Origin of the sequence: Pararhodobacter zhoushanensis (assembly GCF_003990445.1) — a bacterium.
GTDB classification, from domain to species: domain Bacteria; phylum Pseudomonadota; class Alphaproteobacteria; order Rhodobacterales; family Rhodobacteraceae; genus Pararhodobacter; species Pararhodobacter zhoushanensis.
This window is the reverse complement of the sequence record NZ_REEZ01000001.1, coordinates 329139-352899: the sequence shown is the minus strand read 5'-3', so window position 1 is coordinate 352899 and position 23761 is coordinate 329139. Positions and strand designations below refer to the sequence as shown.

General features: G+C 65.1%; 26 protein-coding genes. 21 read left to right on the top strand and 5 right to left on the bottom strand.

The window, feature by feature from the left end; all coding sequences use genetic code 11:
• Positions 1–60: 60 nt before the first annotated feature.
• The 4 genes from EAE28_RS01705 (at position 61) to EAE28_RS01690 (ending at position 3673) form a co-directional block, all read left to right on the top strand.
• Positions 61–1671, top strand: coding sequence for a GMC family oxidoreductase (locus EAE28_RS01705; protein WP_127104089.1), 1611 nt, complete (start codon positions 61–63; stop codon positions 1669–1671).
• 92 nt (positions 1672–1763) lie between these two features.
• Complete coding sequence (locus EAE28_RS01700; RefSeq protein WP_164736514.1) at positions 1764–2219, top strand: DUF934 domain-containing protein; 456 nt, start codon at positions 1764–1766, stop codon at positions 2217–2219.
• Between the two features lie 73 nt (positions 2220–2292).
• On the top strand, positions 2293–3105 hold the full coding sequence (locus EAE28_RS01695; RefSeq protein ID WP_127104087.1) for a ferredoxin--NADP reductase: 813 nt from the start codon (positions 2293–2295) through the stop codon (positions 3103–3105).
• Between the two features lie 13 nt (positions 3106–3118).
• Positions 3119–3673 carry a sugar O-acetyltransferase gene (locus EAE28_RS01690; protein ID WP_127104086.1) on the top strand — a complete coding sequence of 185 codons (555 nt, stop codon included), beginning with the start codon at positions 3119–3121 and terminating at the stop codon, positions 3671–3673.
• A 5-nt stretch (positions 3674–3678) separates the two neighbouring features.
• Here EAE28_RS01690 and EAE28_RS01685 read toward each other — a convergent pair whose 3' ends face one another.
• From EAE28_RS01685 to EAE28_RS01675, 3 genes are all read right to left on the bottom strand, one after another.
• Positions 3679–4353, bottom strand: a complete 675-nt coding sequence (locus EAE28_RS01685) for a pentapeptide repeat-containing protein (protein ID WP_127104085.1) — start codon at positions 4351–4353, stop codon at positions 3679–3681.
• A 2-nt stretch (positions 4354–4355) separates the two neighbouring features.
• Entirely contained in the window at positions 4356–6884 is a 2529-nt protein-coding gene (locus tag EAE28_RS01680; protein WP_127104084.1) for a penicillin-binding protein 1A, read from the bottom strand.
• A gap of 114 nt (positions 6885–6998) precedes the next feature.
• Entirely contained in the window at positions 6999–8255 is a 1257-nt protein-coding gene (locus tag EAE28_RS01675; RefSeq protein ID WP_127104083.1) for an N-acetylmuramoyl-L-alanine amidase family protein, read from the bottom strand.
• Positions 8256–8442: 187 nt separating this feature from the next.
• Between EAE28_RS01675 and EAE28_RS01670 the strand changes: the two genes are divergently transcribed.
• Positions 8443–9207 (top strand): DsbA family protein, encoded by a 765-nt coding sequence (locus tag EAE28_RS01670; protein WP_246022207.1) that lies wholly within the window; start codon positions 8443–8445, stop codon positions 9205–9207.
• A 226-nt stretch (positions 9208–9433) separates the two neighbouring features.
• Positions 9434–10474, top strand: a complete 1041-nt coding sequence (locus EAE28_RS01665) for a hypothetical protein (protein ID WP_127104082.1) — start codon at positions 9434–9436, stop codon at positions 10472–10474.
• A gap of 66 nt (positions 10475–10540) precedes the next feature.
• Here the strand turns inward: EAE28_RS01665 and infC are convergent, their stop codons facing one another.
• Positions 10541–11080 carry a translation initiation factor IF-3 gene (gene infC / locus EAE28_RS01660; RefSeq protein ID WP_127104081.1) on the bottom strand — a complete coding sequence of 180 codons (540 nt, stop codon included), beginning with the start codon at positions 11078–11080 and terminating at the stop codon, positions 10541–10543.
• Positions 11081–11254: 174 nt separating this feature from the next.
• Between infC and EAE28_RS01655 the strand changes: the two genes are divergently transcribed.
• On the top strand, positions 11255–12100 hold the full coding sequence (locus EAE28_RS01655) for a hypothetical protein (RefSeq protein WP_127104080.1): 846 nt from the start codon (positions 11255–11257) through the stop codon (positions 12098–12100).
• A gap of 73 nt (positions 12101–12173) precedes the next feature.
• Here the strand turns inward: EAE28_RS01655 and EAE28_RS01650 are convergent, their stop codons facing one another.
• The gene (locus EAE28_RS01650; protein WP_127104079.1) at positions 12174–12581 is read right to left on the bottom strand and encodes a GFA family protein; all 408 of its coding nucleotides are present in this window, start codon (positions 12579–12581) and stop codon (positions 12174–12176) included.
• Positions 12582–12642: 61 nt separating this feature from the next.
• Between EAE28_RS01650 and EAE28_RS01645 the strand changes: the two genes are divergently transcribed.
• From EAE28_RS01645 to EAE28_RS01580, 14 genes are all read left to right on the top strand, one after another.
• The gene (locus tag EAE28_RS01645; protein WP_127104078.1) at positions 12643–13104 is read left to right on the top strand and encodes a winged helix-turn-helix transcriptional regulator; all 462 of its coding nucleotides are present in this window, start codon (positions 12643–12645) and stop codon (positions 13102–13104) included.
• Between the two features lie 67 nt (positions 13105–13171).
• Entirely contained in the window at positions 13172–13810 is a 639-nt protein-coding gene (locus EAE28_RS01640; RefSeq protein ID WP_127104077.1) for a glutathione S-transferase family protein, read from the top strand.
• On the top strand, positions 13803–14660 hold the full coding sequence (locus EAE28_RS01635; RefSeq protein ID WP_127104076.1) for a hydroxymethylglutaryl-CoA lyase: 858 nt from the start codon (positions 13803–13805) through the stop codon (positions 14658–14660). The genes EAE28_RS01640 and EAE28_RS01635 overlap by 8 nt, the downstream gene beginning before the upstream one ends.
• Complete coding sequence (locus tag EAE28_RS01630) at positions 14657–15442, top strand: crotonase/enoyl-CoA hydratase family protein (RefSeq protein WP_127104075.1); 786 nt, start codon at positions 14657–14659, stop codon at positions 15440–15442. Before EAE28_RS01635 ends, EAE28_RS01630 begins: the two co-directional genes overlap by 4 nt.
• A 593-nt stretch (positions 15443–16035) precedes the next feature.
• Positions 16036–16401: an NADH-quinone oxidoreductase subunit A gene (locus EAE28_RS01625; protein WP_127104074.1), complete on the top strand. Its 366-nt coding sequence runs from the start codon at positions 16036–16038 to the stop codon at positions 16399–16401.
• A complete protein-coding gene (locus EAE28_RS01620; protein WP_127104073.1) occupies positions 16401–16925 on the top strand; it encodes a NuoB/complex I 20 kDa subunit family protein in 525 nt (174 codons plus the stop codon). Before EAE28_RS01625 ends, EAE28_RS01620 begins: the two co-directional genes overlap by 1 nt.
• 11 nt (positions 16926–16936) lie before the next feature.
• Entirely contained in the window at positions 16937–17548 is a 612-nt protein-coding gene (locus EAE28_RS01615; RefSeq protein ID WP_127104072.1) for an NADH-quinone oxidoreductase subunit C, read from the top strand.
• Entirely contained in the window at positions 17548–18453 is a 906-nt protein-coding gene (locus EAE28_RS01610; protein WP_127104071.1) for a sulfotransferase family protein, read from the top strand. The genes EAE28_RS01615 and EAE28_RS01610 overlap by 1 nt, the downstream gene beginning before the upstream one ends.
• Before the next feature lie 37 nt (positions 18454–18490).
• Positions 18491–19711, top strand: a complete 1221-nt coding sequence (locus tag EAE28_RS01605; RefSeq protein WP_127104638.1) for an NADH-quinone oxidoreductase subunit D — start codon at positions 18491–18493, stop codon at positions 19709–19711.
• A complete protein-coding gene (locus EAE28_RS01600) occupies positions 19708–20364 on the top strand; it encodes a hypothetical protein (RefSeq protein ID WP_127104070.1) in 657 nt (218 codons plus the stop codon). The genes EAE28_RS01605 and EAE28_RS01600 overlap by 4 nt, the downstream gene beginning before the upstream one ends.
• Positions 20365–20443: 79 nt before the next feature.
• Positions 20444–21616, top strand: a complete 1173-nt coding sequence (locus EAE28_RS01595; protein ID WP_127104069.1) for an NADH-quinone oxidoreductase subunit E — start codon at positions 20444–20446, stop codon at positions 21614–21616.
• A 17-nt stretch (positions 21617–21633) separates the two neighbouring features.
• Positions 21634–21867: a DUF5337 domain-containing protein gene (locus EAE28_RS01590; protein ID WP_127104068.1), complete on the top strand. Its 234-nt coding sequence runs from the start codon at positions 21634–21636 to the stop codon at positions 21865–21867.
• Between the two features lie 3 nt (positions 21868–21870).
• On the top strand, positions 21871–23169 hold the full coding sequence (gene nuoF / locus EAE28_RS01585; protein WP_127104067.1) for an NADH-quinone oxidoreductase subunit NuoF: 1299 nt from the start codon (positions 21871–21873) through the stop codon (positions 23167–23169).
• A 157-nt stretch (positions 23170–23326) separates the two neighbouring features.
• On the top strand, positions 23327–23758 hold the full coding sequence (locus tag EAE28_RS01580) for a DUF5333 domain-containing protein (RefSeq protein ID WP_127104066.1): 432 nt from the start codon (positions 23327–23329) through the stop codon (positions 23756–23758).
• Positions 23759–23761: the final 3 nt, after the last annotated feature.

Sequence of the window (23761 nt, the reverse complement as noted above, 5' to 3'; positions counted from 1 at the left end):
CCCCTTGCGGGCCGCGCAGACATGACGTTTCAGTAACGCCAAACCCAAGCGGAGGCCGCCATGGATGGGACATTCGACTATGTGATTGTGGGCTCGGGCTCTTCGGGTTCAGTGTTGGCGGCGCGACTGGCCGACGCCGGGCGGCGCGTGCTGGTGCTGGAAGCCGGGGTCAGTGACCGGCGGTTTTATGTCCATATGCCGTTGGGTTACGGCAAACTCTTCTATGATCCTGCCGTTAACTGGGGCTACCGGACCGAGCCAGACCCCGGCCTGAACAATCAGCGCGACTACTGGCCGCGCGGCAAAGTGGTGGGCGGGTCGTCGTCGATCAACGCGATGGTCTGGATACGCGGGCATTCCAGTGATTACGATGACTGGCAGGCGGCGACGGGATCGTCCGCCTGGGGCTGGGAGGCGGCGCGCGCAGCGTATTGCGCGATCGAGGACAATGCCGACGGTGCCGACCATTGGCGCGGGCAGGGCGGGCCTTTGTCGATCCGTTCCAGCCGGGATGCTGCGCATCCGCTGGTCGCGCCCTATATTGCAGCCTGCGAGGCAGCCGGGCTGCCGCACAATGCCGACTTCAACGGCGAGAGTCAGGAGGGCAGCGGCACGTATCAGCTGACCATCAAGGACGGCCGGCGCAATTCGGTCGCGCGGGCTTTCCTGCGGCCGGCGCTCAAGTCGGGGCGCGTCGCGCTGCGCACCAAGGCGCAGGTGACGCGGGTGATGTTCGAGGGCAAGCGTGCCGTGGGCGTCGAATACCGCTGGAAGGGCGCGCTGCATCAGGCGCGGGCCGGAGAGGTGATCCTGTCGGGCGGCGCGATCAACACGCCACAGCTCTTGATGCTGTCGGGCATCGGCCCGGCGGCGGATCTGCGCGCACAGGGCATCGCGGTGCTGCACGATCAGCCCAATGCCGGCGCGCATCTGAATGACCATCAGGGCATCAATTATACCTACCGCATGACCGTGCCGACGATGAATGACATCTTGCGCCCATGGTGGGGCAAGGCGTTGGTCGGCATGCGCTATCTTCTGACGCGGGGCGGCCCGCTGTCGGTGTCGATCAACCACGGCGGCGGTTTCTTTCGTACAGATCCATCACTCGTCCGCCCGAACATGCAGCTCTATTTTCAGGCATTCTCAACCCTCATGCCGCGTGAGGGTGAGCGCCCGATCCTCAGCCCCGATCCGTTTCCGGGCCTGAGCATCGGGTTGTCGAACTGCCGCCCCACCAGCCGGGGACGGATCGAGCTGGCGTCGAGCGATCCCTTTGCCGCGCCGCGCATCATCGCCAATGCGTTCTCGACCGAGCAGGACGTGGCCGAGATGCTGGCGGCGGTCAAATTCATCCGCCATATCGCGGCGCAAAAGCCCATCGCCGATCTGATCGCCGAGGAATTGCGACCCGGTCCTCAGATCACCAGTGACGCGGCGTTGATCGATGACTTCCGTCAGCGCTCGGGCACGGTCTATCACCCCAGTTGCACGGCGCGGATGGGCGCGGATCCGGCGACCAGCGTCGTGGATGCCGATCTGAAGGTCCGTGGCGTCGAAGGCCTGCGTGTCTGCGATGCCTCGGCGTTTCCGACGCTGATCGGCGGCAATACCAACGCACCCGCGATCCTGATGGGCTGGCTGGGGGCTGAGCGTATTCTGGCAGGTTGATGCGTTAACTTGATCCGTATCATATCCGCCTGCCTGCGGCTCGGGCATGCTGGGATCTTCATCAAGGGTGGAGCAGGCGCATGACGGTTTTGGTGAAGGATAAGACATTCGTGCCGGACGACTGGCACGCAGGCTACGTGCCCTTGGCGGCACTGACGGATTGGCCGGATGGGGTGGGGGTTGATCTGTCGTCGCCGGAGCTGGGCGCACGGGACTGGGCACGGCTGGCAATGCTGCTTCCCCGCCTTGAGTTGGTACGCATCCGGTTACGGCATTTCGGTGATCTGGCGGCACTGGATCTGGCGCATGCGATCCGGGCGGCAGGGTATGACGGGCGGCTCAGGGCGCATGGCGCGGTGCTGGCGCGGGCTTACACGCTGATCCGCTGTTCAGGGTTCAGCGAGGTTGAGCTGGACCATGCCCAGGCGAGCCGCCAGCCTGCCGAACACTGGCGGCTGGACAGCGCGTGGCAACCGATACCACGGCGCGGAATCTGGGTGCCGTCGCAGCCCGCAGCGCTGCGTCGCGACGACGCAGAGCATCGCTGAACGCCGCGTCCGGGCTTTCGTTTTTGCGCAATCCGGCCTATGAGCGCCACAGACCCTTACAAGAGGCCGCAGCATGTCCGACGCCGCTCCCGCCCCGCAGATCAAGACCTTGCCCGATGCGCAGACCGTGACGGCGGTGACGCATTGGACCGATGCGCTGTTCTCCTTCCGCTGCACGCGGCCGCGCAGCCTGCGGTTCCGCTCGGGTGAATTCGTGATGATCGGGCTGATGGGCGAGAACGGTAAACCCTTGCTGCGGGCCTATTCCATTGCGTCGCCCAGCTGGGATGACGAGCTGGAGTTCTATTCGATCAAGGTGCCCGACGGGCCGCTGACCTCGAAACTGCAGCACATCGAGGTGGGGCAAGAGATCATCCTGCGACCCAAGCCGGTCGGCACGCTGGTGCATGACGCGCTATTGCCGGGCAAGCGTGTGTGGTTCCTGGCAACGGGAACCGGGCTGGCCCCGTTCGCCTCGCTGATGCGCGACCCGGAAACCTATGAGAAATTCGAGCAGGTGGTGATGATGCACACCTGCCGCACGGTGGAAGAGCTGGAATACGGCCGTCAGCTGGTCGAAAGCCTGAAGGACGATCCGCTGATCGGTGAAATGGTCGAGGGCAAGCTGCTCTACTACCCGACCACCACGCGGGAAGACTTCCACCATCAGGGCCGGATCACCGACAACCTGACCTCGGGCAAGGTGTTTGCCGATCTGGGCATCCCGCCGATGGACGCCGCGCATGACCGCGCGATGGTCTGCGGCTCGCTGGCGTTCAACGTCGATGTGAAGGCGGTGCTTGAGGGCTTCGGTCTGGGGGAGGGCGCGAACAGCGATCCCAAGGAATACGTGGTCGAAAAGGCCTTTGTGGGCGAGGGCGTCTGACAGCGGGGCAGGGATGAAAACCGAGCGGCAGAAGATGGAGGCGGGGGACTGGTACACCTGCCTCGATGATGAGCTGGAGGCGCTGCGTGTTGTCGCACGCTCGGCAGTACATCAGCACAACACGTTGCCGCCGGACGAGCGCGGTCCCATCGGGCCGAAGCTGGCGGCGCTGATCACCGCCCGAAACGCGATCATCGAGGCACCGTTTCACTGCGCCTACGGGATCAACATCCACCTTGGCGATCAGGTGTTTCTGAACGCGGGCTGCACCATTCTGGACACGGCAAAAGTGACGATCGGCGATCAGTGCCAGCTGGGGCCGAATGTGCAGATCTACTGCGCCGAGCACCATCAGGACCCGGTCAAACGCAATGTCGAGGGGCTGGAGGTGGCGCACCCCGTGACCTTAGGCAATCGCGTCTGGATCGGCGGCGGCGCGATCATTCTGGCGGGCGTGACGATTGGCGACGGGGCTGTGGTGGGCGCGGGCAGTGTGGTGACGCGCAATGTTGCCCCCGGTGCGGTCGTGGTCGGCAACCCGGCGCGGGTGATCGAGCGCAAGGGCTGACGCCCTTACATCACCCGCAGCCCCAGCTGACCCAGCAGATCGGCGGCCTGCGCCTTCGAGATCAGCGCGCCCTTGAACCGGCGCGCATCGGTCAGCTTGACGCCGCCCAGATCGGCCCCGCGCAGATCGGCATCCTCGAACCGGCAATCGACCAGATGCGCATCGCGCAGCGAGCATTCGTCCAGCACCGCTTCGCGAAAGTCGCAGGCGCGCATGTCGGCATCGCTGAAATCGACCCGCGTCAGGGTCTTTTTGCGAAACGACAGCTTCGGCAGCACGGCCAGCACCAGCAACACGTCTTCCAACGCGAGCCCGATGGCCTGCACATCGGTCAGATCGGCACCGGTCATCTTGCAGCGGCTGATCTTGACGTCGGTAAGGGTCGTGCCCCGGAAGTTGGCGTTGCTGAAATCGCCGCCTTCGATACTGCCATCCAGCAGATCGGCGCCGACAAAGCTGGAGCCCGCCGCCCGGCACCCGGCAAACCGCGCGCCTTCCAGCCGCGCGCCGTTGAACACGGTGCCCTTGAGCGTACAGCGCTCGAATTCCCAGCCGGTCAGGTCGAGGCCAGCCAGATCCATCCCGTCCAGATCGCAACTGGTCAGCGTGACCGGCTCGCCGTCGCGGCTCAGGCGTTCAAGATCGGCGCGTGTCGGGGTGACATCGGTAAGGGAGCGCATTCTCAGTACAATCCGCCCGCGCTGAGCGTACCGAAATCCGAGGTCGCCGGTACGGGGATCTGGCCCTGATCCACCGGGATCTCGGTGCCGTCCTCGGTCACCAACAGGTCGTTGACAGCGTCGGGTTCAAACACCGGCAGGGACATGCCCATGGCAAACCCGCCGTCGATCAGCGCGTCGATGCCGAAGACCGGCTCTTCGCCATCGCGGAAATACTCGGCCACCACGTCGCCGCCCGATCCGTCGGGCACCCGTTCGCCGGTATGGCGGTCGATCGAGATGAAATGACCACCCGGCGGCACGGCGAAGCGGCCACCGCCGTATTCCTGAATGGCCTGCGTCATGAATTCCTGAAACACCGGCGCGCACAGCCCGCCGCCCGAGGCCCGACGGCCCAGCGACCGGGGCCGGTCAAAACCGATGTAGCAACCCGCCACCATGGTCGAGGTATAGCCGACAAACCACACATCGCGCGCGTCGTTGGTGGTGCCGGTCTTGCCTGCCACCGGCACCGGCAGGCGGATCGCGCCCGACGCCGTGCCGCGCTGCACGACGCCCTGCAGCATCGAGGTCAGTTGATAGGCGGTGATCGGGTCCATCACCCGTTGACGCTGCGAAGCGATCCACGGGGCCTGACCGGCGGGCAGATCCGGCTCGGCGCATTCCACGCAGCGGCGCTGGTCGTGGCGATAGACAGTGCGGCCCCAGCGGTCCTGCACCCGGTCCACCAGCGTCGGCTCCACGCGCTCGCCGCCATTGGCGAACATCGCATAGGCGGCGACAACCCGGAACAACGTGGTTTCCTGCGCGCCCAGCGAGTTGGCGAGGAAGGGTTGCAAGCTGTCATAAACGCCGAACCGCTCGGCATAGCCTGCGACCACATCCATGCCGACCTCTTGCGCCAGCCGGACGGTCATCAGGTTGCGCGATTGCTCGATCCCGGTGCGCATCGGCGTTGGGCCAAGGTAATCGTGACCGGCGTTGTTGGGCCGCCAGATGCCTTCGCCGGTGTCGATCTCGATGGGGGCGTCGATGATGATCGTGGCGGGGGTAAAGCCCGAATCCAGCGCCGCGGCATAGACAAAGGGCTTGAACGACGAGCCGGGTTGACGCATCGCCTGTGTCGCGCGGTTGAAGCCCGAAACCTGATAGCTGAACCCGCCCTGCATGGCGATCACCCGCCCGGTGTTCACGTCCATCGCCATGAACGCCCCCTGAGCTTCGGGGATCTGGCGCAGGGACCAGCGCTGGAAGCTGCCGTCGCTGTTCGACGTCACGGCGCGCACATAGACCACGTCGCCGACGTTCAGCGTATCGGCCAGTGAGCCCGGCAGCCAGTCAATGTCGGGCCGGTCGATCTGGCCGATCTCGGGGATGCCTTCGATGCCGACACGGGCGCGGTCGGGGGTGACGTCCAGCACCACCGCGGGGTGCCACGGGTTGTCCAGCGTGATGTCGCGGGCCAGCCGGGTTTCCGCCAGCGCGGTGCGCCAGCTGTCCTCATCCGCCAGTGCATCGCTGTCCAGCGCGATGCCGGTGCCGCGCCATTCGCCTTGGCCCCGGTCGTAGTCTTCAAGCGCGCGCTGCAGGGCATGCGCGGCGGTGACCTGCAGGCCGGGGTTCACCGTGGCGCGGATGGTCAGGCCACCAGTAAAGAATTCCTCTTCACCAAAGGTCGTCGACAGTTGGCGGCGGATCTCGTCAGAAAAGTAATCGCGCTCGGGAAGGCTTTCGCGGAAGGACGGGATGTCGCCGCCTTGTACCGACAACAACGGGCGCGCTTGCGCGGCTTCGGCCTCGTCGGTGGTGATATAGCCGTTTTCGGCCATCTGCCCCAGAATCCAGTTGCGCCGCGCCGTGACGCGCTCACGGGCGCGGACCGGGTGGTATTCGGACGGGGCCTGCGGCAGCGAGGCGAGGAAGGCCATTTCCTCAAGCGACAGCTCTTCGAGGGTCTTGTTGAAATAGGTCTGCGCGGCAGCGGCCACACCGAACGAGTTCTGGCCGAGGAAAATCTCGTTGAGATACAGCTCAAGGATCTCGTCCTTGCTCAGCGATTGCTCGACCCGCCACGCCAGAATGATCTCGCGGATTTTCCGCTCGCCCGTGCGGTCCGAGGACAGCAGGAAGTTCTTCATCACCTGCTGGGTGATGGTCGAGGCCCCACGCAGATTGCGCCCGCGTGAGATCACGGCATCGCGGAACGCCGCGACGATGGCCAGCGGGTCAAAGCCCGAATGCTCGTAGAAATTGCGATCTTCGGCCGAGATGAACGCATCGCGCAGCAAGGGCGGGATGTCTTCGATGGGGGTGAAAAGGCGCCGTTCGCGGGCGAATTCGTCCATCATCTGCCCTTCACCCGCGTAAATCCGCGAGATCATCGGCGGTGAGTAATTCGCCAGCTGCTCGGTCGAGGGCAGATCATGCGTATAGACCCAGATCACCCCGCCCACCGTCAGTGCACCAAACACCATGCTCAGCAGCAAAAAGCTGAACAGGCCGCCGAAGAAGGACAGAATGGCTCGGGTCACTGGCAGCTCCGGCAGGGGTAGGATCAGGTCTTTGGCCCCGTCTATACACTCAAGTGTCAGGGGTCAAAACCTGCCGACGCTACAGGGGCAGGAAATCGCGTAGAGGTGATGCCGTCAGCGCAACCGCAGGGCCTGCTGGGCCACCTCGGCCTCGACCCAGGCGTCCAGCCCGCCGACCAGAGCCTGTTCCATGCTGGTGCGCCACGCACGATCGCGCAGCCGTTCGCGGTCGCGGTCCGAGGACAGAAACCCGATCTCCAACAGCGCCGAGGGCACCGAAGGGGATTTGAGCACCGAAAACGCCGCCTGTTGCCACGGGTGCCGATGCATACGCAGATCCGCGCCGCGGATCGCGCCAACCAGCGCGCGGGCCAGCCGGTCGGTGGCCGGGCCGGTTTCGGCGCGCGCGAGGTCCATAAGGACCGAGGCAACGGCGTCATCGGTCCCGGTCAGATCAACCCCGCCGCCCAGCATGTCGTCGCGGTCATGACGCTCTGCCAACGCGGCCCCGGCGGCATCGGTGGCGGATTGGGCCAGCGTGTAGAGCGTGGCACCGACGGCCTGACCATCCTCCAGCGCATCGGCGTGCAGGGACAAGAACACATCGGCCTGTGTGGAATGCGCTACCGTGATGCGGCCTTCAAGCGAGATGAAAGTGTCGTTGTCACGGGTCAGCACGACCTCATAGCGCCCGGTGCGGCGCAGGGCCTCGGCCAGTTCGCGCGCGAAGGTCAGGGTGATCGAGGCTTCGGTCACGCCCTCATGGATCGCGCCGGGATCGACGCCGCCATGTCCGGGGTCGAGCACCACGCGGGTAGGGCGCTGGCCCAGCGGCAACCGATCGGTCGCCGCGCGCAAAACATTCGGACCCGGTGCGCCATCGGTCGCGGCCAAAGCCGAGGCCTGCGCAGCAAAGCTGGTGTCTGACAGCGGCGACAGCGCAATCGACAGAACGGCCGCGCCGGTTTCCTGATCGGTGGCGAGACCGGCTTGCGCAAACCCCATCGGGCGGTTCAGTTCGATCACCAGCCGCGACCAGCCGCCGCCAGCATTGCCGACGCGCAGCGCCACAGCCTCGCCGAGCAGCGGCACGGAGGCAGGTTCGAATCCCGTCCAGTCCAGCGTGCGGAAATCGACGATGGCGCGCGGCGGGTCACTCATCAGTCGGGTGCGCCACGGCACGGCCTGAGTCATAGGGATCGACAGCGACAGGCTGCGCCAGCCGGCCTCAAGCGTCACGGCCCCGTCCAGACGTGCCAATCCGCCCAGTTCCTGCGCCGGGGCAGGCAGGGCAAGCGCCATGCACAGCGCCCAGACGAAAGCCACGGGCACCAGAAAACCCGCCCGCAATCGTCGCCAACCCTGCGCCATGCCCGCTCTCCTGTCGTTTTCCCGTTCCTAACGCGAAAGCCCCGTCGGGGGAATCCCCTGCCGAGAGACAGCGACGGCGGACGCTTCACGATTGGGTCAGCCTTAACGCGGCCCTGCGATTGGGGGCTTGATCCTGACTGTCCCGACGCTCAAAGTGCCGCAACCTCGCACAATGGAGCCTTTCCGCATGGTCCGCCAGCCGCTTATCGCCGCAACTCTTGCCGCCCTGACCTTCGCCTCGCCGGTTCTGGCGCAATCGACTGCGATGCAGATGAGCGACAGCGAGCGCTCGGCTTTCCGTGCGGAAGTGCGCGCCTATCTGATGGAAAACCCCGAAGTGATCTTCGAGGCTGTCTCCGAATTCGAGCGCCGCAATCAGGCGCAGCAGGGCGAAATGGATCTGGCGCTGGTCGAGATCAACGCCGAGGCGATCTTTGACGATGGTCATTCCTGGGCCACCGGCAACCTTGATGGCGACATCACGCTGGTGGAATTCATGGACTACCGCTGCGGCTTTTGCCGCCGCGCGCAGCCAGAGGTTCTGTCCATGCTGGAAGCTGATGGCAACATTCGCCTGATCATCAAGGAATTGCCGATTCTGGGGCCGGATTCGGAAATCATGAGCCGCTTTGCCGTCGCCGTGCAGCAACTTGCCGGGGATGAAGCCTACGGTGCCGTGCATGACGCGCTGATGGCGTGGGAAGGCAGCGTGACGCCCGACGATCTGCGCTCGATCGCCGCCGATATCGGCTTTGATGCCGAGCCTGCGCTGGCAGCGATGAACAGCCCCGAGGTCAATCAGGTGCTCAACGAGAACCGCGCGCTGGCGCAACGCCTGCAGATCAGCGGCACGCCGACCTTCGTCATGGGAGATGGCACGGGCGGCGAGCTGCTGCGCGGCTACATGCCTGCCGCCGAGATGTCCAACGTCGTGACCCGCCTTCGCGGCTGACCCCGCGACATCGGGTATACCCCGCGCAATTCCGGGCACCCAATGGGTGCCCGTTTTGCGCGAATGACACCGCAGGGCGGGCTTCGGGGCATAATTCGATTGCACAATCCGCGTGCAGTTCGCACAGTGCCGATGTCGGCACTGCATTTTTCGTGATCCGGGCAGGGGCCGGCCTTTAGGTCCGGTGATTCCTGTGTCTTTCCGCCGTCTTTCACCAGGTTTGCATTTGACCGATTGCCGCTTCCTCACTCGCTTTCTGGGCCGTACCGCACCGCGCTTTGCCGCCGTGCTGGGGCTGGTCCTGGCGGCGCAGGCCGTTCCTGCCACGACTCCGCCGCCGCTCGACGGCGCAACCGATGCCGTCTTCACGCAGGCGCTCGACGCCTGGCTGGCCGATGACGAGGCCAGCGCACTGCCGGCATTCTCGCGTCTTGCGGTCGAGGGCAACACAGCCGCGCGCATCCTGCTGGGGGTGATCGACAAATCCCCCGCGCTGCAAGGGCCGTTCCTGGCCCAAATGCCGCGCCACCAGCGTATCAGCCTGCTGCGCCTGCCCGGCGGCATGTCTGGGCAAAGCTGGCTGCGTGCAACGCCCGACGTGCCTTTGGCCGACGCCTGGGTCGCCTTGTTGAATGTGCGCAGCGGTTCTGACCTTGTGCTGCGATTCGAAGAACTGGGCGAAGACCGCGCCGCGCGCGAGGCGCTGATGGTGCTGTCGGCGCGCGGTCATCCCGATCTGGCGCAGCTTGATCCGCAAAGCGTGCCGCAGGACATGCTCTATCTGCTCTGGCGTCGAGCCGGCGCTGCGCGGCAGACCGAGGTCGCCTCTTTCGTGCCAGCCGGCCATCCGCAATGGCTGATGATGGGCGAGACGCTGGAGGAGGGGGTCTTGCAACGCTGGCTGGAAACCAGCGATGCGGCGGCGCCCTTGTCGTCTCTGTGCCGCAGCATCTGCGCACAGTCGGTCGGCAGCTGTGTCAGTGCGGCCTATGACGCCTTGGGCAGCCATGATGCGCTGATGACGCTGGGCACACCGGCCGCCGCGCTGGTTGATCAGACACGCTTCGTGGACAGCGCGCGTGGGCATGCCTCGGTGTTGCGCCGGATCATGCTGGGAACGCCGATGCGCGGCCGGCGCGTGTTGCTGGCGCGGGTGAGCGAACGCTCTGAATGTCTGGGCAATGCGCTGTCGACCGATGATCTGCGCTATCGCCCGCAGATTCCCGGTGTTTCGCCCGTACCGCTGAATGCACCCGAAGGCGGCTGAGCGGTGAATTGAAAACGCCGCCCACAAAAAGGGGCGGCGTTTTGAGGTCTTTGGCAAAAGAGCTGATCAGCGCGGGGCGATCATCATCACCATCTGACGGCCTTCCAGCCGCGGGAAGTTCTCGATCTTGCCGATCTCGTTCACATCCGCCGCAACCCGGTTGAGCAATTCCATGCCCAGCTGCTGGTGCGCCATTTCGCGACCGCGGAAGCGCAGCGTCACCTTGACCTTATCGCCTTCGCCGAGGAACTTCTCGACCGAGCGCATCTTGACGTCATAGTCATGCGTGTCGGTGCCCGGACGGAACTTGATTTCCTTGATCTCGATGATCTTTTGCTTCTTGCGTGCTTCGGCCTCACGCTTTTGCTGTTCGTACTTGAACTTGCCGAAATCCATGATCTTGCAAACCGGCGGCGCCGCGTTCGGCGAGATCTCAACCAGATCCAGACCCAGTTCCTGGGCCATCTGCATCGCCCGTGCGGGCGTCACCACCCCGACGTTTTCGCCTTCCGCACCAATCAGGCGGATCTCAGGCGCGCGGATCCGGTCATTGACGCGGGGTCCGGTGTCGCGGCTGGGCGGGGCATTGTGGGGTCTGCGGGCTATGGTTGAATTCCTTCTATGATCTATCGGGCCGCAAAATAGCCCTGCAGAGGCTCAGTTGCAAGAGGTGGTGCGCGTGATTGGTCCTGCAAACGTGGCAGAAATCTGCCCGTCGGGATTGCGTTTGCGGCACGGCAATGCCACATCATCTGTGAAGTGCGTTTTTGAGGATTAGTCATGAAAAAGCTCCTGATCGTTGCCGCGATCGTTCTGGCGGCCGGACTGGGTATCTGGGTTTCGCGTGAGCGGCCGCAGCCGCAACCCGCACCCGAGCCTGCCGCTGCGCCCGTCGCACCGGTTGAGCCTGTCGCACCGCCGCCGGCCGAGGCCGAAGAGCCGACCGCGCTCGAAACGGCAACGCAGGCGGTTCAGGACGCAATGGAAGAGGCGGCTGAGACCGGCGCCGATGCAACCGAAACCGCGGCCGAGGCCGTGGATGCGGCGACCGACGCGGTCAGCGAGGCCGTCTCGGACGCCGTGCAGAACGCCACCGGCATCGGCCAGGAAGCCAGCGACGCCGTCGGCGATGCGGTCAGCCAGGCAACTGAGCGTCTGCGCGATTCGGTGACCGACACCGCTCCGGCCGCTGACGCACCGGTCGTCGAAGCCGCGCCAGTGACCGAGACTGCGCCCGTGACCGAGGCGGCTCCTGCCGCTGAACCCGAAGCCGCAGCTCCCGAAGCTGCTGCCCCGGCGCAAGACGTCGCGCCCGCTGCTGAAACCGCCCCGGCACCCGCTGCTGAGCCGCAAGCCGCAGCCCCCGCCGCCGCACCTGAAGCTGCCGCCGCGCCGGAAGCGTCGGTCGAAGCCGAGGCCGCTGTCGAGGCAGAGGCGACGCCGCCGCTGGAGACGCTCTTCACCGCTGAAGGCTTCGACTATGATCAGGCCATCGCCGCGATCAACGCGTCCGATATGAGCGCGCTGCGCAAAGCCACCGCCCGTCGGGCGCTGGAAGGCGCGCGCGACAACCCCGAACTGCTGGGCGCTGCGCTGACGCAGGTGCGCGGTCTGCTGGGTCTCTGACCCAACCCTTTGCAGAGACTACAGGAACGGGCGGTGACCTTGGTCGCCGCCCGTTTTCCGTCGCGGGCGCGGTTTATCGCGGTGGCAGATCCGCGAACGCGGGCAAACCCTCGGGCAGGACGTGCCAGGGGGCTTTCTGCGCGGTGTAGATCGCAAAGCCCGGCCCTGACCAATCCTGCGCCCGGTCCAGCGTGCCGATCTTGACAATCACCGCCCGCTGACCGGGCCGCTGCGTGCTTACCTGCGTCCCGCAGGCGAGGCAAAAGGCGCGGGTCACGGCGTCGGCCTTGTCGGGATGGGTGAACACGGCGGGCTGGCCGCGCGTCCAGACAAAGCGCTCTGGTGCGACCAGTCCGAAGGCATTCGGCCCCCCGCCCGAGGCATGCTGGCAGGCACGGCAAAAGCACAGGCCTCCGCGCGGCATCTCGCCTTCGATCGAATAGCGCAACGCGCCACAATAACACCCACCCTCGATGGCCATGACTTTCCCTACCCAATCTGATACCGATTTCCGAACTCAGATTAGGCCAGGATAAGTCCGAATGGCAAACTCAGCTTCCTCTGCCCGCCGCGCCCCGGTGCCGGTCGAGCGCTGCGGCGCTGCCCGCGCGCTGGACGTCATCGGCGACCGCTGGACGCTGCTGATCCTGCGCGAGGCTTTCTATGGCGTGACCCGTTTTGACGACATGCGTGCCGATATGGGCATCCCGCGCTCGGTGCTGACCCAGCGGTTGGCGCGGTTGGTCGAGCACGGCTTGCTGACCCGCGTTCCCTACCGCGATGAGGGCGCGCGCGCCCGCAGCGGTTATGCCCTGACCGCGCAGGGCAGGGCGCTGGCCCCGGTGATTCTGGCGCTGATGCGCTGGGGCGACGCGCATCTGGCCCCCGATGGCCCGGCGCTGGCGGTAACCGACCGCGCCGGTCGGCCGCTCAAGGTGGCGCTGGTCGCGGGCGACACGCCCGAGGTCGCGCTGCGCGACGTGGTGCTGACGCCGCTGGTGTGATCTTCGTAACGTCACCCTTGCGCCGCGCCGCGCCGCCCGCTCAACTGACGGGCAGAGGAGAGCCGCCATGATCACCCTGCACCATGCGCCACAATCGCGCAGTTTCCGCATCCTGTGGTTCCTGCACGAGGCCGGTCTGGACCACGAGGTCCGCTATCACAGCTTTGCCGGCAAGGCGCTGCGTGATCCGGCGTTTCTGGCGCTCTCGCCCGCCGGACGCGTTCCGGCGGTGGAAGTCGATGGTGGCGCGCTGTTCGAATCCGGCGCGATTCTGGAGTACCTGTGCGAGACCCGCGCACCCGCTCTGGGCCGCGCACCCGGCTCGCCTGAGCGTGGCAAGTATCTGGAATGGCTGCATTACGGCGAGACCATCGCGCAGCATCTGGCGCAGCTGACCTTCCATCATATCGCCCTGCGCCCTGCCGACCGCAGCCCCGTTGTGCAAAAGCTCGAAGCCCTGCGCCTGCGCCGCGTGCTTGAGGGCGTTGAGACCGCCCTGCATGGCGAGTATCTGCTCGATGGCTTCTCGGCGGCGGATATCATGGTCGGATCTTCGGCCATGATCGGCGCGCGTTTCGTCCGGCTTGACGGCTTGCCGCGCGTTCAGGACTGGATCGCCCGGCTGAAAGCTCGCCCGGCCTTCAGCGCAGCCGAGGCGGTCGATGGCACGGCAGAGCTCTATCTCAAGGAGTATTACGGTGACTGAGACGGTCGAGATTTTCGAGGTCGGCCCGCGTGACGGGTTGCAGAACGAAAAACGCCTGATCCCGACGGCGGAAAAGATCGCGCTGGTCGATCTGCTGAGCCGCGCCGGGTTCCGCCGGATCGAGGTCGCCAGTTTCGTCTCGCCCAAATGGGTGCCCCAGATGGCCGACAGCGCCGAGGTGCTGGCGGGGATCACCCGCGCGCCCGGCATTTCCTACGCCGCGCTCACGCCGAACCTGCGCGGTTATGAGGGGGCCAAGGCGGCCCGCGCCGATGAGATCGCGGTGTTTGCCTCGGCCTCCGAGGGTTTCTCGAAAGCCAATCTCAACTGCTCCATTGCCGAGTCCATCGAGCGTTTCCTGCCCATCGTTGAAGCCGCCCAAGCCGATGGTATCCCGGTGCGCGGCTATATCTCTTGCGTCACCGATTGCCCCTTCGACGGCCCGACCCCACCGGGTGCTGTGGCCGCTCTGGCCGAGCGTCTGATCGCGCTCGGCTGCTATGAGGTCAGTCTGGGCGACACGATCGGCAAGGCGACGCCCGAGACATTGAGCGCAATGTTGACTGCCGTCACCGGCGCGGTCTCCGCCGCGCAGCTGGCGGGCCACTACCACGACACCGGCGGGCGCGCCTGCGACAACATCGAGGCCAGCCTCGGCTTCGGCCTGCGGGTCTTCGACGCCGCCGTGGGCGGTCTGGGCGGTTGCCCCTATGCGCCCGGGGCGCAGGGCAATGTCGCGACCGAGGCCGCGCTCGACCGCTTGCATTCCCTGGGATTCTCCACCGGCCTCGACCGCGCGCTGATCCTCAGTGCCGCCGAGTTGGCCCGCAGCATGAGGGCCGCGTTATGAGCTTCGACACCATCACCCTGAACACCGACCCCCGCGGCGTCGCCACGCTGACCCTGAACCGCCCCGACAAGCACAACGCGATGTCCGCGCCGATGATCGACGAACTGGCGCAGGCTGCGGCGCAGCTGGGTGCCGATGACGCCGTGCGCGTGGTGGTGCTTACCGGGGCAGGGGCCAGCTTTTGCGCCGGGGGCGATCTGGGCTGGATGAAAGAGCAGATGGCAGCTTCCAGCGCCGAACGTGCGGCGGGGGCCGCGCGGCTTGCAGGGATGCTCGGCGCGCTCAACACGCTGCCCAAGCCGCTGATCGGGCGCATTCAAGGCCCGGCGTATGGCGGTGGCATCGGCATGATGTCGGTCTGCGATGTGGCGATCGGGGCGAACACCGGGCGCTTTGGCCTGACCGAGACCCGGCTCGGGCTGATCCCGGCGACCATCGGCCCCTATGTGCTGGCGCGCATGGGCGAAGCCATGGCGCGGCGGGTGTTCATGTCCGCCCGCCTCTTTGGCGCGGACGAGGCGGTGACGCTGGGTCTGCTGGCCCGCGCGGTTGCGCCCGACGATCTGGATGCGGCGGTCGAAGCCGAGGTCGCGCCCTATCTCGCCTGCGCTCCGGGAGCCGTCGCCGAAGCCAAAGCCCTGACGCTGCGGCTGGGCGGCGCGATCACGCAAGCCGACATTGACCATTCCATCGGCGCGCTGGTCGCGCGGTGGGAAAGTGACGAGGCCGGGCAGGGCATCGACGCGTTCTTCGCCAAACGCAAGGCGCCCTGGGCGGGGTGAACGGCGCTTGAGGGGCGTAGAACCCCGGAAATCTAGGTCAAATTGCTCACAACCTTCGCTGCGCCGCCGCATCTCGATAGCTGCGGCGTGGCGTCGCGCCTGCGCAGGCATGAGGACGCCGACCAGCTTGTCGATGCAGCCCCCCGTGCACCACATCCGTCATCGGGCAAGCAGGTTCCCTTGTCGCGCCAACCTCCTGCAATTCCTCACCGCCTTTCAATCCAGCGCCCGTTGTGCCTTTCACCTTGCCACAAATACGCCGGGGGTGAGGCCGTCAGGCCGAGGGGGCTGGCCCCCTGCGCGTGGAACACGCGCCGCGGTGCCGGGGGCTCGATGCCCCCGGCACCGCGGCCCTGCTCCTGCGGACACCCCCGGTATGAGTCGTCCTGCCAGCCCTCCGATGCCTGAGATTGCCGCACAGCAGCGAAGCCGGACAAAAAAATTCTTAACCGTTTGCAGACAGGCGTGGAAAACCTTGAAAACAGACACCTGTTCACCGGTGCCCTCGGTTGACCCGCGCGGCGGGCGGGAGTAAACGGGCCATGAGCCAACTTGAGCAGCGCCCGGGGCACCGTGCGCCAAAGGAGCCAGCCTTGGACGACCTTCTCCGAGATTATCTCCCCATCGTCATCTTTCTCGTGATTTCCATCGGACTGGGCCTCATTCTGATGCTCTCGGCCATGGTGATCGCCGTTCGCAATCCCGACCCTGAAAAAGTGTCGGCTTATGAGTGCGGCTTTAACGCGTTTGACGATGCGCGGATGAAATTCGACGTACGGTTCTACCTCGTGTCGATCTTGTTCATCATTTTTGACCTCGAAATCGCGTTCCTGTTCCCCTGGGCCGTTGCCTTTGCGGATATGAGCATGGTCGCCTTCTGGTCGATGATGGTGTTCCTGGGCGTGCTGACCATCGGCTTTGCCTATGAGTGGAAGAAGGGAGCTCTCGAATGGGAGTGATGACCGGAGCCAACACCGCCGGTGCCGACCGCGAGGTCGCGACGCAGGCGCTGAACGCCGAGCTGCAGGACAAGGGTTTCCTGCTGACCACCACCGCCGATATCATCAACTGGGCGCGCAACGGCTCGCTGCACTGGATGACCTTCGGTCTGGCCTGCTGCGCCGTCGAGATGATGCACACCTCGATGCCGCGCTATGACCTTGAGCGTTTCGGCACCGCACCGCGCGCCAGCCCGCGCCAGTCGGATCTGATGATCGTGGCCGGCACCCTGACCAACAAGATGGCCCCGGCTCTGCGTAAGGTCTATGACCAGATGCCAGAGCCGCGCTATGTCATCTCGATGGGGTCATGCGCCAATGGCGGCGGCTATTATCACTATTCGTACTCGGTGGTGCGTGGCTGTGATCGTATCGTTCCCGTGGACATCTACGTCCCCGGCTGCCCGCCGACCGCTGAAGCCCTGCTCTACGGCATCCTGCAGCTGCAGCGGAAAATCCGCCGCACCGGCACCCTGATCCGCTGAGGGAGACACCCATGTCCGACGCACAAGACCAGGCGCTGCAAGAGCTGGGCGACTATATCGCAACCAAGCAGGCCGACGCGGTGATCGGGTCCGAGGTCGCCTTCGGCGAGCTGACCCTGACGGTGACCGCCGCCGCGCTGCCCGCGTTGGTGCGGTTCCTCAAGACCGACGTCACCTGCAAGTTCTCGTCGCTGGTTGACATTACCGCCGTCGACTACCCCGCCCGCCGGGCGCGGTTCGACGTGGTTTACCACTTCCTGTCGATGTACCGGAACCAGCGCATTCGTCTGCGCGCGCAGGTGCGCGACGATGAGATGGTGCCGTCGATCGTGCTCGAGCACCCCTCGGCCAATTGGTTCGAACGCGAAGTGTTCGACATGTTCGGCATCCTGTTCTCGGGCCACCCCGATCTGCGGCGCATTCTGACCGACTACGGTTTCCGCGGCCACCCGCTGCGCAAGGATTTCCCGACGACCGGTTATGTCGAGGTTCGTTACGACGAAGCCGCCAAGCGGGTCGTTTATGAGCCTGTCAAACTGGTGCAGGACTACCGTCAGTTCGACTTCATGTCGCCCTGGGAGGGCGCGAAGTACATTCTGCCGGGCGACGAAAGGGCCAAGTGATGGACGCGTCCGCCCCGAACATGCTGCGCTGGCCAACAGGAGTTTCGCTCCTGATGGGTGTTGGCGCGCAGAAATCGGGAACGACCTGGCTGCATCAAACGCTTTCCCGGCATCCGAACTGCCGAGCGTTTCCGATCAAGGAAGTGCATTATTTCGACACGGTTACCAACCTGACGCGGGCTGGCTATGTGTTGATGTTCAAGCGCCTGAAGGCGTTGAGCGCGCGCGGCGATGCCGCAGGCGAGGTGGCCAAGGTGTCGCGGCTGGTGGATCTGGTTGAAAAGCCGGGCGGCAATGATCAAGGCTACATCGATCTGATGACCGAAGGGCTTGCGCCCGGGTCGGTCGCTCTGGATATCACGCCTGCCTATGGGATGCTGGATGACGCGGGTTTCGCCCGTGCTGCCAGTCTGGGGGCCACGCGCTTTTTGTTCATTCTGCGTGAGCCAGTCGCGCGCTTCTGGTCCGGTGTTCGCATGATGGCCAAACTTACCGGCGACGCGGCTGACCCGGTCGAGATCGCTGCGCGTGAGATTGCCGATGAGGCCCTCTCGGCCAGTGGCGGGCCGCGGCTTGAGGCGATGGTGGCACGCGGCGATTATGCGACCACGCTGGATCGCCTTCAGCGGCATGTCCCGGCCCATCGGCGGCTGGTCGTGTTCTTTGAAGATCTCTTTACCCAGGCCACGCTGGATCGGATCTGCGCGTTTCTGGGTCTCTCACCGATGCCTCTGACGGATACGTCTCCCCGTCTGGAAGGCGTCAGTGCCACCCTGCGCCCCGATCAGATCGAGCGCGCAACAGAATTTTTCCGCCCCCAGTACGAGGCCGTATGCGCGGCACTCGGTGATGCGGTTCCAGCGGCCTGGCACGAGCGTTTCGCGCGTGGGTCGGTGGCAGCGTGAAGGGGATGTTGATTATGCGACGGAGGTTGCAGCGATGATGGACGGATCCAAAGGCTTTACGGACGCCCAGACGGGCGAACAGAAGATCCGCAACTTCAACATCAACTTCGGGCCTCAGCACCCGGCGGCACACGGCGTGCTGCGTCTGGTGCTGGAGTTGGACGGTGAGATCGTCGAGCGGTGCGACCCGCATATCGGCCTGCTGCATCGCGGCACCGAGAAGCTGATGGAAAGCCGCACCTATCTGCAGAACCTGCCGTATTTCGACCGGCTCGACTATGTCGCGCCGATGAACCAGGAACACGCCTGGTGTCTGGCGATCGAGCGGCTGACCGGCACTGTCGTGCCGCGCCGCGCCTCGCTGATCCGCGTGCTGTATTCGGAAATCGGCCGGGTGCTGAACCACCTGCTCAACGTCACCACGCAGGCCATGGACGTCGGCGCGCTGACCCCGCCGCTGTGGGGCTTTGTCGAGCGTGAGAAGCTCTGCATCTTCTACGAGCGCGCCTCGGGCGCCCGGTTCCACGCCGCCTATTTCCGCCCCGGCGGCGTCCATCAGGACCTGCCGCCCGCGCTGATCGACGATATCGAGGCCTGGGCCGAGGCGTTCCCGGCCGTTCTGGCCGACATTGATGGTCTCCTGACCGAGAACCGCATCTTCAAACAGCGCAACGCCGATATTGGCGTGATCACCGAAGAAGAGATCCAGCAATGGGGCTATTCCGGTGTGATGGTGCGCGGTTCGGGTCTGGCCTGGGATCTGCGTCGTTCGCAGCCCTATGAATGCTACGACGAGTTCGACTTCCAGATCCCCATCGGCAAGAACGGCGATTGCTATGATCGCTATCTGGTCCGCATGGAAGAGATGCGCCAGTCGGTGTCGATCATCCGTCAGGCCATCGCCAAACTGCGCGCGCCCGAAGGGCAGGGCGAGGTTCTGGCGCGGGGCAAGATCACCCCGCCGTCGCGTGGCGATATGAAGACCTCGATGGAATCGCTGATCCATCACTTCAAACTCTACACCGAAGGGTTCCACGTTCCCGCCGGTGAGGTTTACGCCGCTGTCGAGGCTCCCAAGGGTGAGTTCGGCGTCTATCTGGTCGCCGACGGCACCAACAAACCTTACCGCGCCAAGCTGCGCGCGCCGGGCTTCCTGCATCTGCAGTCGATGGACCACGTTGCTTCGGGGCACCTGCTGGCTGACGTTGCCGCGATCATCGGCACCATGGATATCGTGTTCGGTGAGGTTGATCGGTGAAGATCGCGGCTCCGACCCTGATCCTGTCTTTGCTGGCAGCGCCTGCGCTGGCCTTCACGCCCGAACGTGCGGCGCTGATGGTGGATGCCATTCGCACCAATGAGTGTGCCATGGCCAGTGATCAGGCCGAGGCAGCTTTGGGTCCGCTGGGTCTGGACGCGGTCGAGGTTCAGGCCTTTGTCGATACGCTCTACGGGGCCGGTCTGGTGTCGATCTCGGCCGATATGTCGGTGCTGAGCCTGCAGCCGATCCTGTGCAACGCGGGTGAAGATGCCTCGCTGGCGATGATCACGCAGGCGTTCGAAGCGCAAGAAACCAGCATCGAGGTCTGGCGCCCCGAGTTCGATCCTGCGCGCGGTGCCGAACTGATCGCGACCCTGCGCGGAATTGACTGCGTGCTGACCGAAGACGCCGCGCAAGACGTTCTGCCGCCGCTGGGTTTCACGCCGATTGAGACGCGCGACATCGTGGCGGTGCTGGTCGATAGTGATATGGCCAGCGTCACTGAAGACGGCACCGAGCTGCGCCTGAGCGAGGCCACCTGCGCCGCCGATCCTGCGACCGACGCCCCGGCACTGGCCGCGCTGCTCGCCGCATGGGACGAAACACATCCGGCCCCTGGGGTCGTCATCGAAGAACGGGCCAGCGAATGAGCCAGTCCGTCAGCCTTACGTCCGCCATGGCGGGCAGCATACCCCCGGCCCATGGCCGGTGCCAGTCAGGAGCGCTTTGATGCTACGTCGTCTGCATCACGAACAGCCCGCGAGTTTTGCTTTCACGCCCGCCAACATGGAATGGGCGCAGGGCCAGATCAGCAAATACCCTGAGGGGCGTCAGGCCTCGGCGATCATTCCGCTGCTGTGGCGTGCCCAGGAGCAGGAGGGGTGGCTGACCCGTCCGGCGATCGAGACCGTCGCGGACATGCTGGGCATGGCCTATATCCGCGCTCTTGAGGTTGCGACCTTCTACTTCATGTTCCAGCTGGTCCCGACCGGCTCGGTTGCGCATGTGCAGGTCTGCGGCACGCTGTCGTGCATGATCTGCGGGGCCGAGGATCTGATCGGCGTCTGCAAAGACAAGATCGCCACGTCCGCTCACGCGCTGTCGGCGGATGGCAAGTTCTCGTGGGAAGAGGTGGAATGCCTTGGGTCCTGTGCCAACGCGCCCATGGTGCAGATTGGCAAGGATTATTACGAGGATCTGACGGCCGAGAAACTGTCGTGGATTCTGGATGAAATGGCCGCTGGGCGAGTTCCGACGCCGGGCCCGCAGAACGGTCGCTTCACGTCCGAGCCGCTTTCGGGGCTGACCAGCCTGAATGAGGGCGAGCGGACCGAGTATCACAACGGTTCGGTGGCGCTGGCGGTTGAGCTGGGCGATACGATCAAGCGGATCGACGGCACCGAAGTGCCGATCCTGACGCCATGGCTGGACCGCAGCGACAAGCCGGTGAAAACGACCCGCGCCGATGGCAAGCCGGTCTCGCCGCGTCTGGGCAAGGCGCCGGCGGAAACCAAGCAGCCGATCCCGGCGGAGAAAGCTGGTCAGATCCCGGCTCAGCCCGAGGCTGCGGCGGCTGCCGTTCAGCCGGCGGCGACCGAGATCGCCGAAGCCGATCAAACCCGCCCCGCCGCGCTGGAAGGCGCGCGCGACGGCAAGGCGGATGATCTGAAGAAAATCAAGGGCATCGGCCCGAAACTGGAAACCCTGTGCAACAGCATGGGCTTTTACCACTTCGACCAGATTGCCGCCTGGACACCGCAGGAAATCGCCTGGGTGGACAGCAACCTCGAAGGCTTCAAGGGCCGCGTGACCCGTGACGAATGGGTTTCGCAAGCCAAGCAGCTGGCCGAAGGTGGTGAGACGGAATTTTCCAAGCGCGTCGACAAGGGCGACGTGTACTGAGGGACTGACAGAGCGGTATGCAGCACAACGCGGATCAGATACGGCAAGGGCGCGTGATCGCGCTGGTGATTGTGATCACCGCCCTGGTTTGGGTTGGCGCGCTGGCGCTGGGGGACTCGCTGGGCTGGACCCAACGGACCCTTGCCTTCTTCGATCTGGCAGCACTTGCCGGGTTCACGATGGCGCTGTGGTTGTTATACGGGCTCTGGCGGTCACGCCGGACGAACAAGGCCCCCGAGGCGAAGGATTGAGCGATGCTGAAGGATCAAGACCGGATCTTTACCAACATCTACGGCATGTACGACCGTTCGCTGAAAGGCGCGCAGGCGCGTGGCCATTGGGACGGGACCAAGGACATCATCGGCAAGGGCCGCGACTGGATTGTGACCGAGATGAAAGCCTCGGGCCTGCGCGGTCGCGGGGGCGCGGGCTTTCCGACCGGTCTGAAGTGGTCCTTCATGCCCAAGGAAAGCGACGGTCGTCCGGCCTATCTGGTCGTGAACGCTGACGAATCCGAGCCGGGCACCTGCAAGGACCGCGAGATCATGCGCCATGATCCGCATACCCTGATCGAGGGTTGTCTGATCGCCTCCTTCGCGATGAACGCGCATGCCTGCTACATCTACATCCGCGGCGAATACATCCGCGAGCGTGAGGCCCTTCAAGCCGCGATTGACGAGGCCTATGATGCCGGTCTGGTCGGCAAGAACGCCTGCGGCTCGGGCTGGGATTTCGACATCTACCTGCACCACGGCGCCGGGGCCTATATCTGCGGCGAAGAAACCGCGCTGCTGGAGTCGCTGGAAGGCCGCAAGGGCATGCCGCGCATGAAGCCGCCGTTCCCGGCGGGCGCGGGCCTCTATGGCTGCCCGACCACGGTGAACAACGTCGAGTCGATTGCCGTTGTGCCGACCATCCTGCGCCGGGGCGGCGCGTGGTTCGCGGGCTTTGGCCGTCCGAACAACGCGGGCACCAAGCTCTTCGCGATCTCGGGCCATGTGAACAACCCCTGCGTCGTCGAAGAAGCGATGTCGATCAGCTTTGAAGAACTGATCGAGAAGCATTGCGGCGGCATTCGCGGCGGCTGGGACAACCTGCTGGCGGTGATCCCCGGCGGCTCGTCCGTGCCGCTGGTGCGCGGCGAAAAGATGCGCGACGCGATCATGGACTTCGACTATCTGCGCAACGATCTGGGCTCGGGACTGGGCACCGCTGCGGTGATCGTGATGGATAAATCCACCGACATCATCAAGGCGATCTGGCGTCTGTCGGCGTTCTACAAGCACGAAAGCTGCGGCCAGTGTACGCCCTGCCGTGAAGGCACCGGCTGGATGATGCGCGTCATGGACCGTCTGGTCAAAGGCGAGGCCGAGCTGGAAGAGATCGACATGCTGTGGGACGTGACCAAGCAGGTCGAAGGCCATACGATTTGCGCGCTCGGCGATGCCGCTGCGTGGCCGATCCAGGGCCTGATCCGCAACTTCCGCGACGTGATCGAAGATCGCGTACGTTCGCAGAAAACCGGCCGGGTTTCGGCCGTGGCCGCCGAGTAAGATCATGACGCACACCGCTTTCCCTGCTCACATCGCTCAGGACCGCCTTTCGGCGGCTCTGACGGCGTGCGCGGGCCTCGCGGGTGTGATCACGCGTGTTCCCATGACTGTGCTATCTCTCTCGCGCGCACTCCTGCGCGTAAGGGAAGGATCACTCATGTCGATCAAACACGCTGCTTTTGGTGCGGTCGTCGCGGCCACTTTGGGGATTGCCGCCCCGGTTCAGGCGACCTCACAGGAAGAGATCAACGCAACGCTGCAGGCGGATCCGCAAATCTGGCGCGATCTGTTCTCGCTGGCCGTGGCCGATGAGATCCGCAAGAACTGCGAGACGATTGAGGCGCGAACCCTGCGGGCGACGGGGTTTGTGCTGGGCCTGTACAATGAGGCGCGCTCGCGCGGGTATTCGCGTCAGGAAATCCGCGCCTTCCAGACCGCCGATTCGACCGAAACGCGCATGCGCGCCGAGGTTATGGCGTATTTCGCCGAACACGGGGTGCGCGAGGGCGCACCGGACACCTATTGCGCGCTCGGCCTGTCCGAGATCGCTGCCGGCAGTCAGGCCGGTGAACTTCTGAGAGCAAGGTAAGCC

Excerpts from the sequence above, each read along its gene's own strand:
- EAE28_RS01590 (WP_127104068.1), top strand. The coding sequence starts at position 21,634 with ATGCAGCACAACGCGGATCAGATACGGCAAGGGCGCGTGATCGCGCTG.
- EAE28_RS01630 (WP_127104075.1), top strand. The coding sequence starts at position 14,657 with ATGAGCTTCGACACCATCACCCTGAACACCGACCCCCGCGGCGTCGCC.
- EAE28_RS01645 (WP_127104078.1), top strand. The coding sequence starts at position 12,643 with ATGGCAAACTCAGCTTCCTCTGCCCGCCGCGCCCCGGTGCCGGTCGAG.
- EAE28_RS01610 (WP_127104071.1), top strand. The coding sequence starts at position 17,548 with ATGGACGCGTCCGCCCCGAACATGCTGCGCTGGCCAACAGGAGTTTCG.
- EAE28_RS01685 (WP_127104085.1), bottom strand. The coding sequence starts at position 4,353 with ATGCGCTCCCTTACCGATGTCACCCCGACACGCGCCGATCTTGAACGC.
- EAE28_RS01605 (WP_127104638.1), top strand. The coding sequence starts at position 18,491 with ATGGACGGATCCAAAGGCTTTACGGACGCCCAGACGGGCGAACAGAAG.
- EAE28_RS01620 (WP_127104073.1), top strand. The coding sequence starts at position 16,401 with ATGACCGGAGCCAACACCGCCGGTGCCGACCGCGAGGTCGCGACGCAG.
- EAE28_RS01675 (WP_127104083.1), bottom strand. The coding sequence starts at position 8,255 with ATGGCGCAGGGTTGGCGACGATTGCGGGCGGGTTTTCTGGTGCCCGTG.
- EAE28_RS01580 (WP_127104066.1), top strand. The coding sequence starts at position 23,327 with ATGTCGATCAAACACGCTGCTTTTGGTGCGGTCGTCGCGGCCACTTTG.
- EAE28_RS01615 (WP_127104072.1), top strand. The coding sequence starts at position 16,937 with ATGTCCGACGCACAAGACCAGGCGCTGCAAGAGCTGGGCGACTATATC.
- EAE28_RS01650 (WP_127104079.1), bottom strand. The coding sequence starts at position 12,581 with ATGGCCATCGAGGGTGGGTGTTATTGTGGCGCGTTGCGCTATTCGATC.
- nuoF (WP_127104067.1), top strand. The coding sequence starts at position 21,871 with ATGCTGAAGGATCAAGACCGGATCTTTACCAACATCTACGGCATGTAC.
- EAE28_RS01670 (WP_246022207.1), top strand. The coding sequence starts at position 8,443 with ATGGTCCGCCAGCCGCTTATCGCCGCAACTCTTGCCGCCCTGACCTTC.
- EAE28_RS01595 (WP_127104069.1), top strand. The coding sequence starts at position 20,444 with ATGCTACGTCGTCTGCATCACGAACAGCCCGCGAGTTTTGCTTTCACG.
- EAE28_RS01655 (WP_127104080.1), top strand. The coding sequence starts at position 11,255 with ATGAAAAAGCTCCTGATCGTTGCCGCGATCGTTCTGGCGGCCGGACTG.
- EAE28_RS01695 (WP_127104087.1), top strand. The coding sequence starts at position 2,293 with ATGTCCGACGCCGCTCCCGCCCCGCAGATCAAGACCTTGCCCGATGCG.
- EAE28_RS01690 (WP_127104086.1), top strand. The coding sequence starts at position 3,119 with ATGAAAACCGAGCGGCAGAAGATGGAGGCGGGGGACTGGTACACCTGC.
- EAE28_RS01640 (WP_127104077.1), top strand. The coding sequence starts at position 13,172 with ATGATCACCCTGCACCATGCGCCACAATCGCGCAGTTTCCGCATCCTG.
- EAE28_RS01705 (WP_127104089.1), top strand. The coding sequence starts at position 61 with ATGGATGGGACATTCGACTATGTGATTGTGGGCTCGGGCTCTTCGGGT.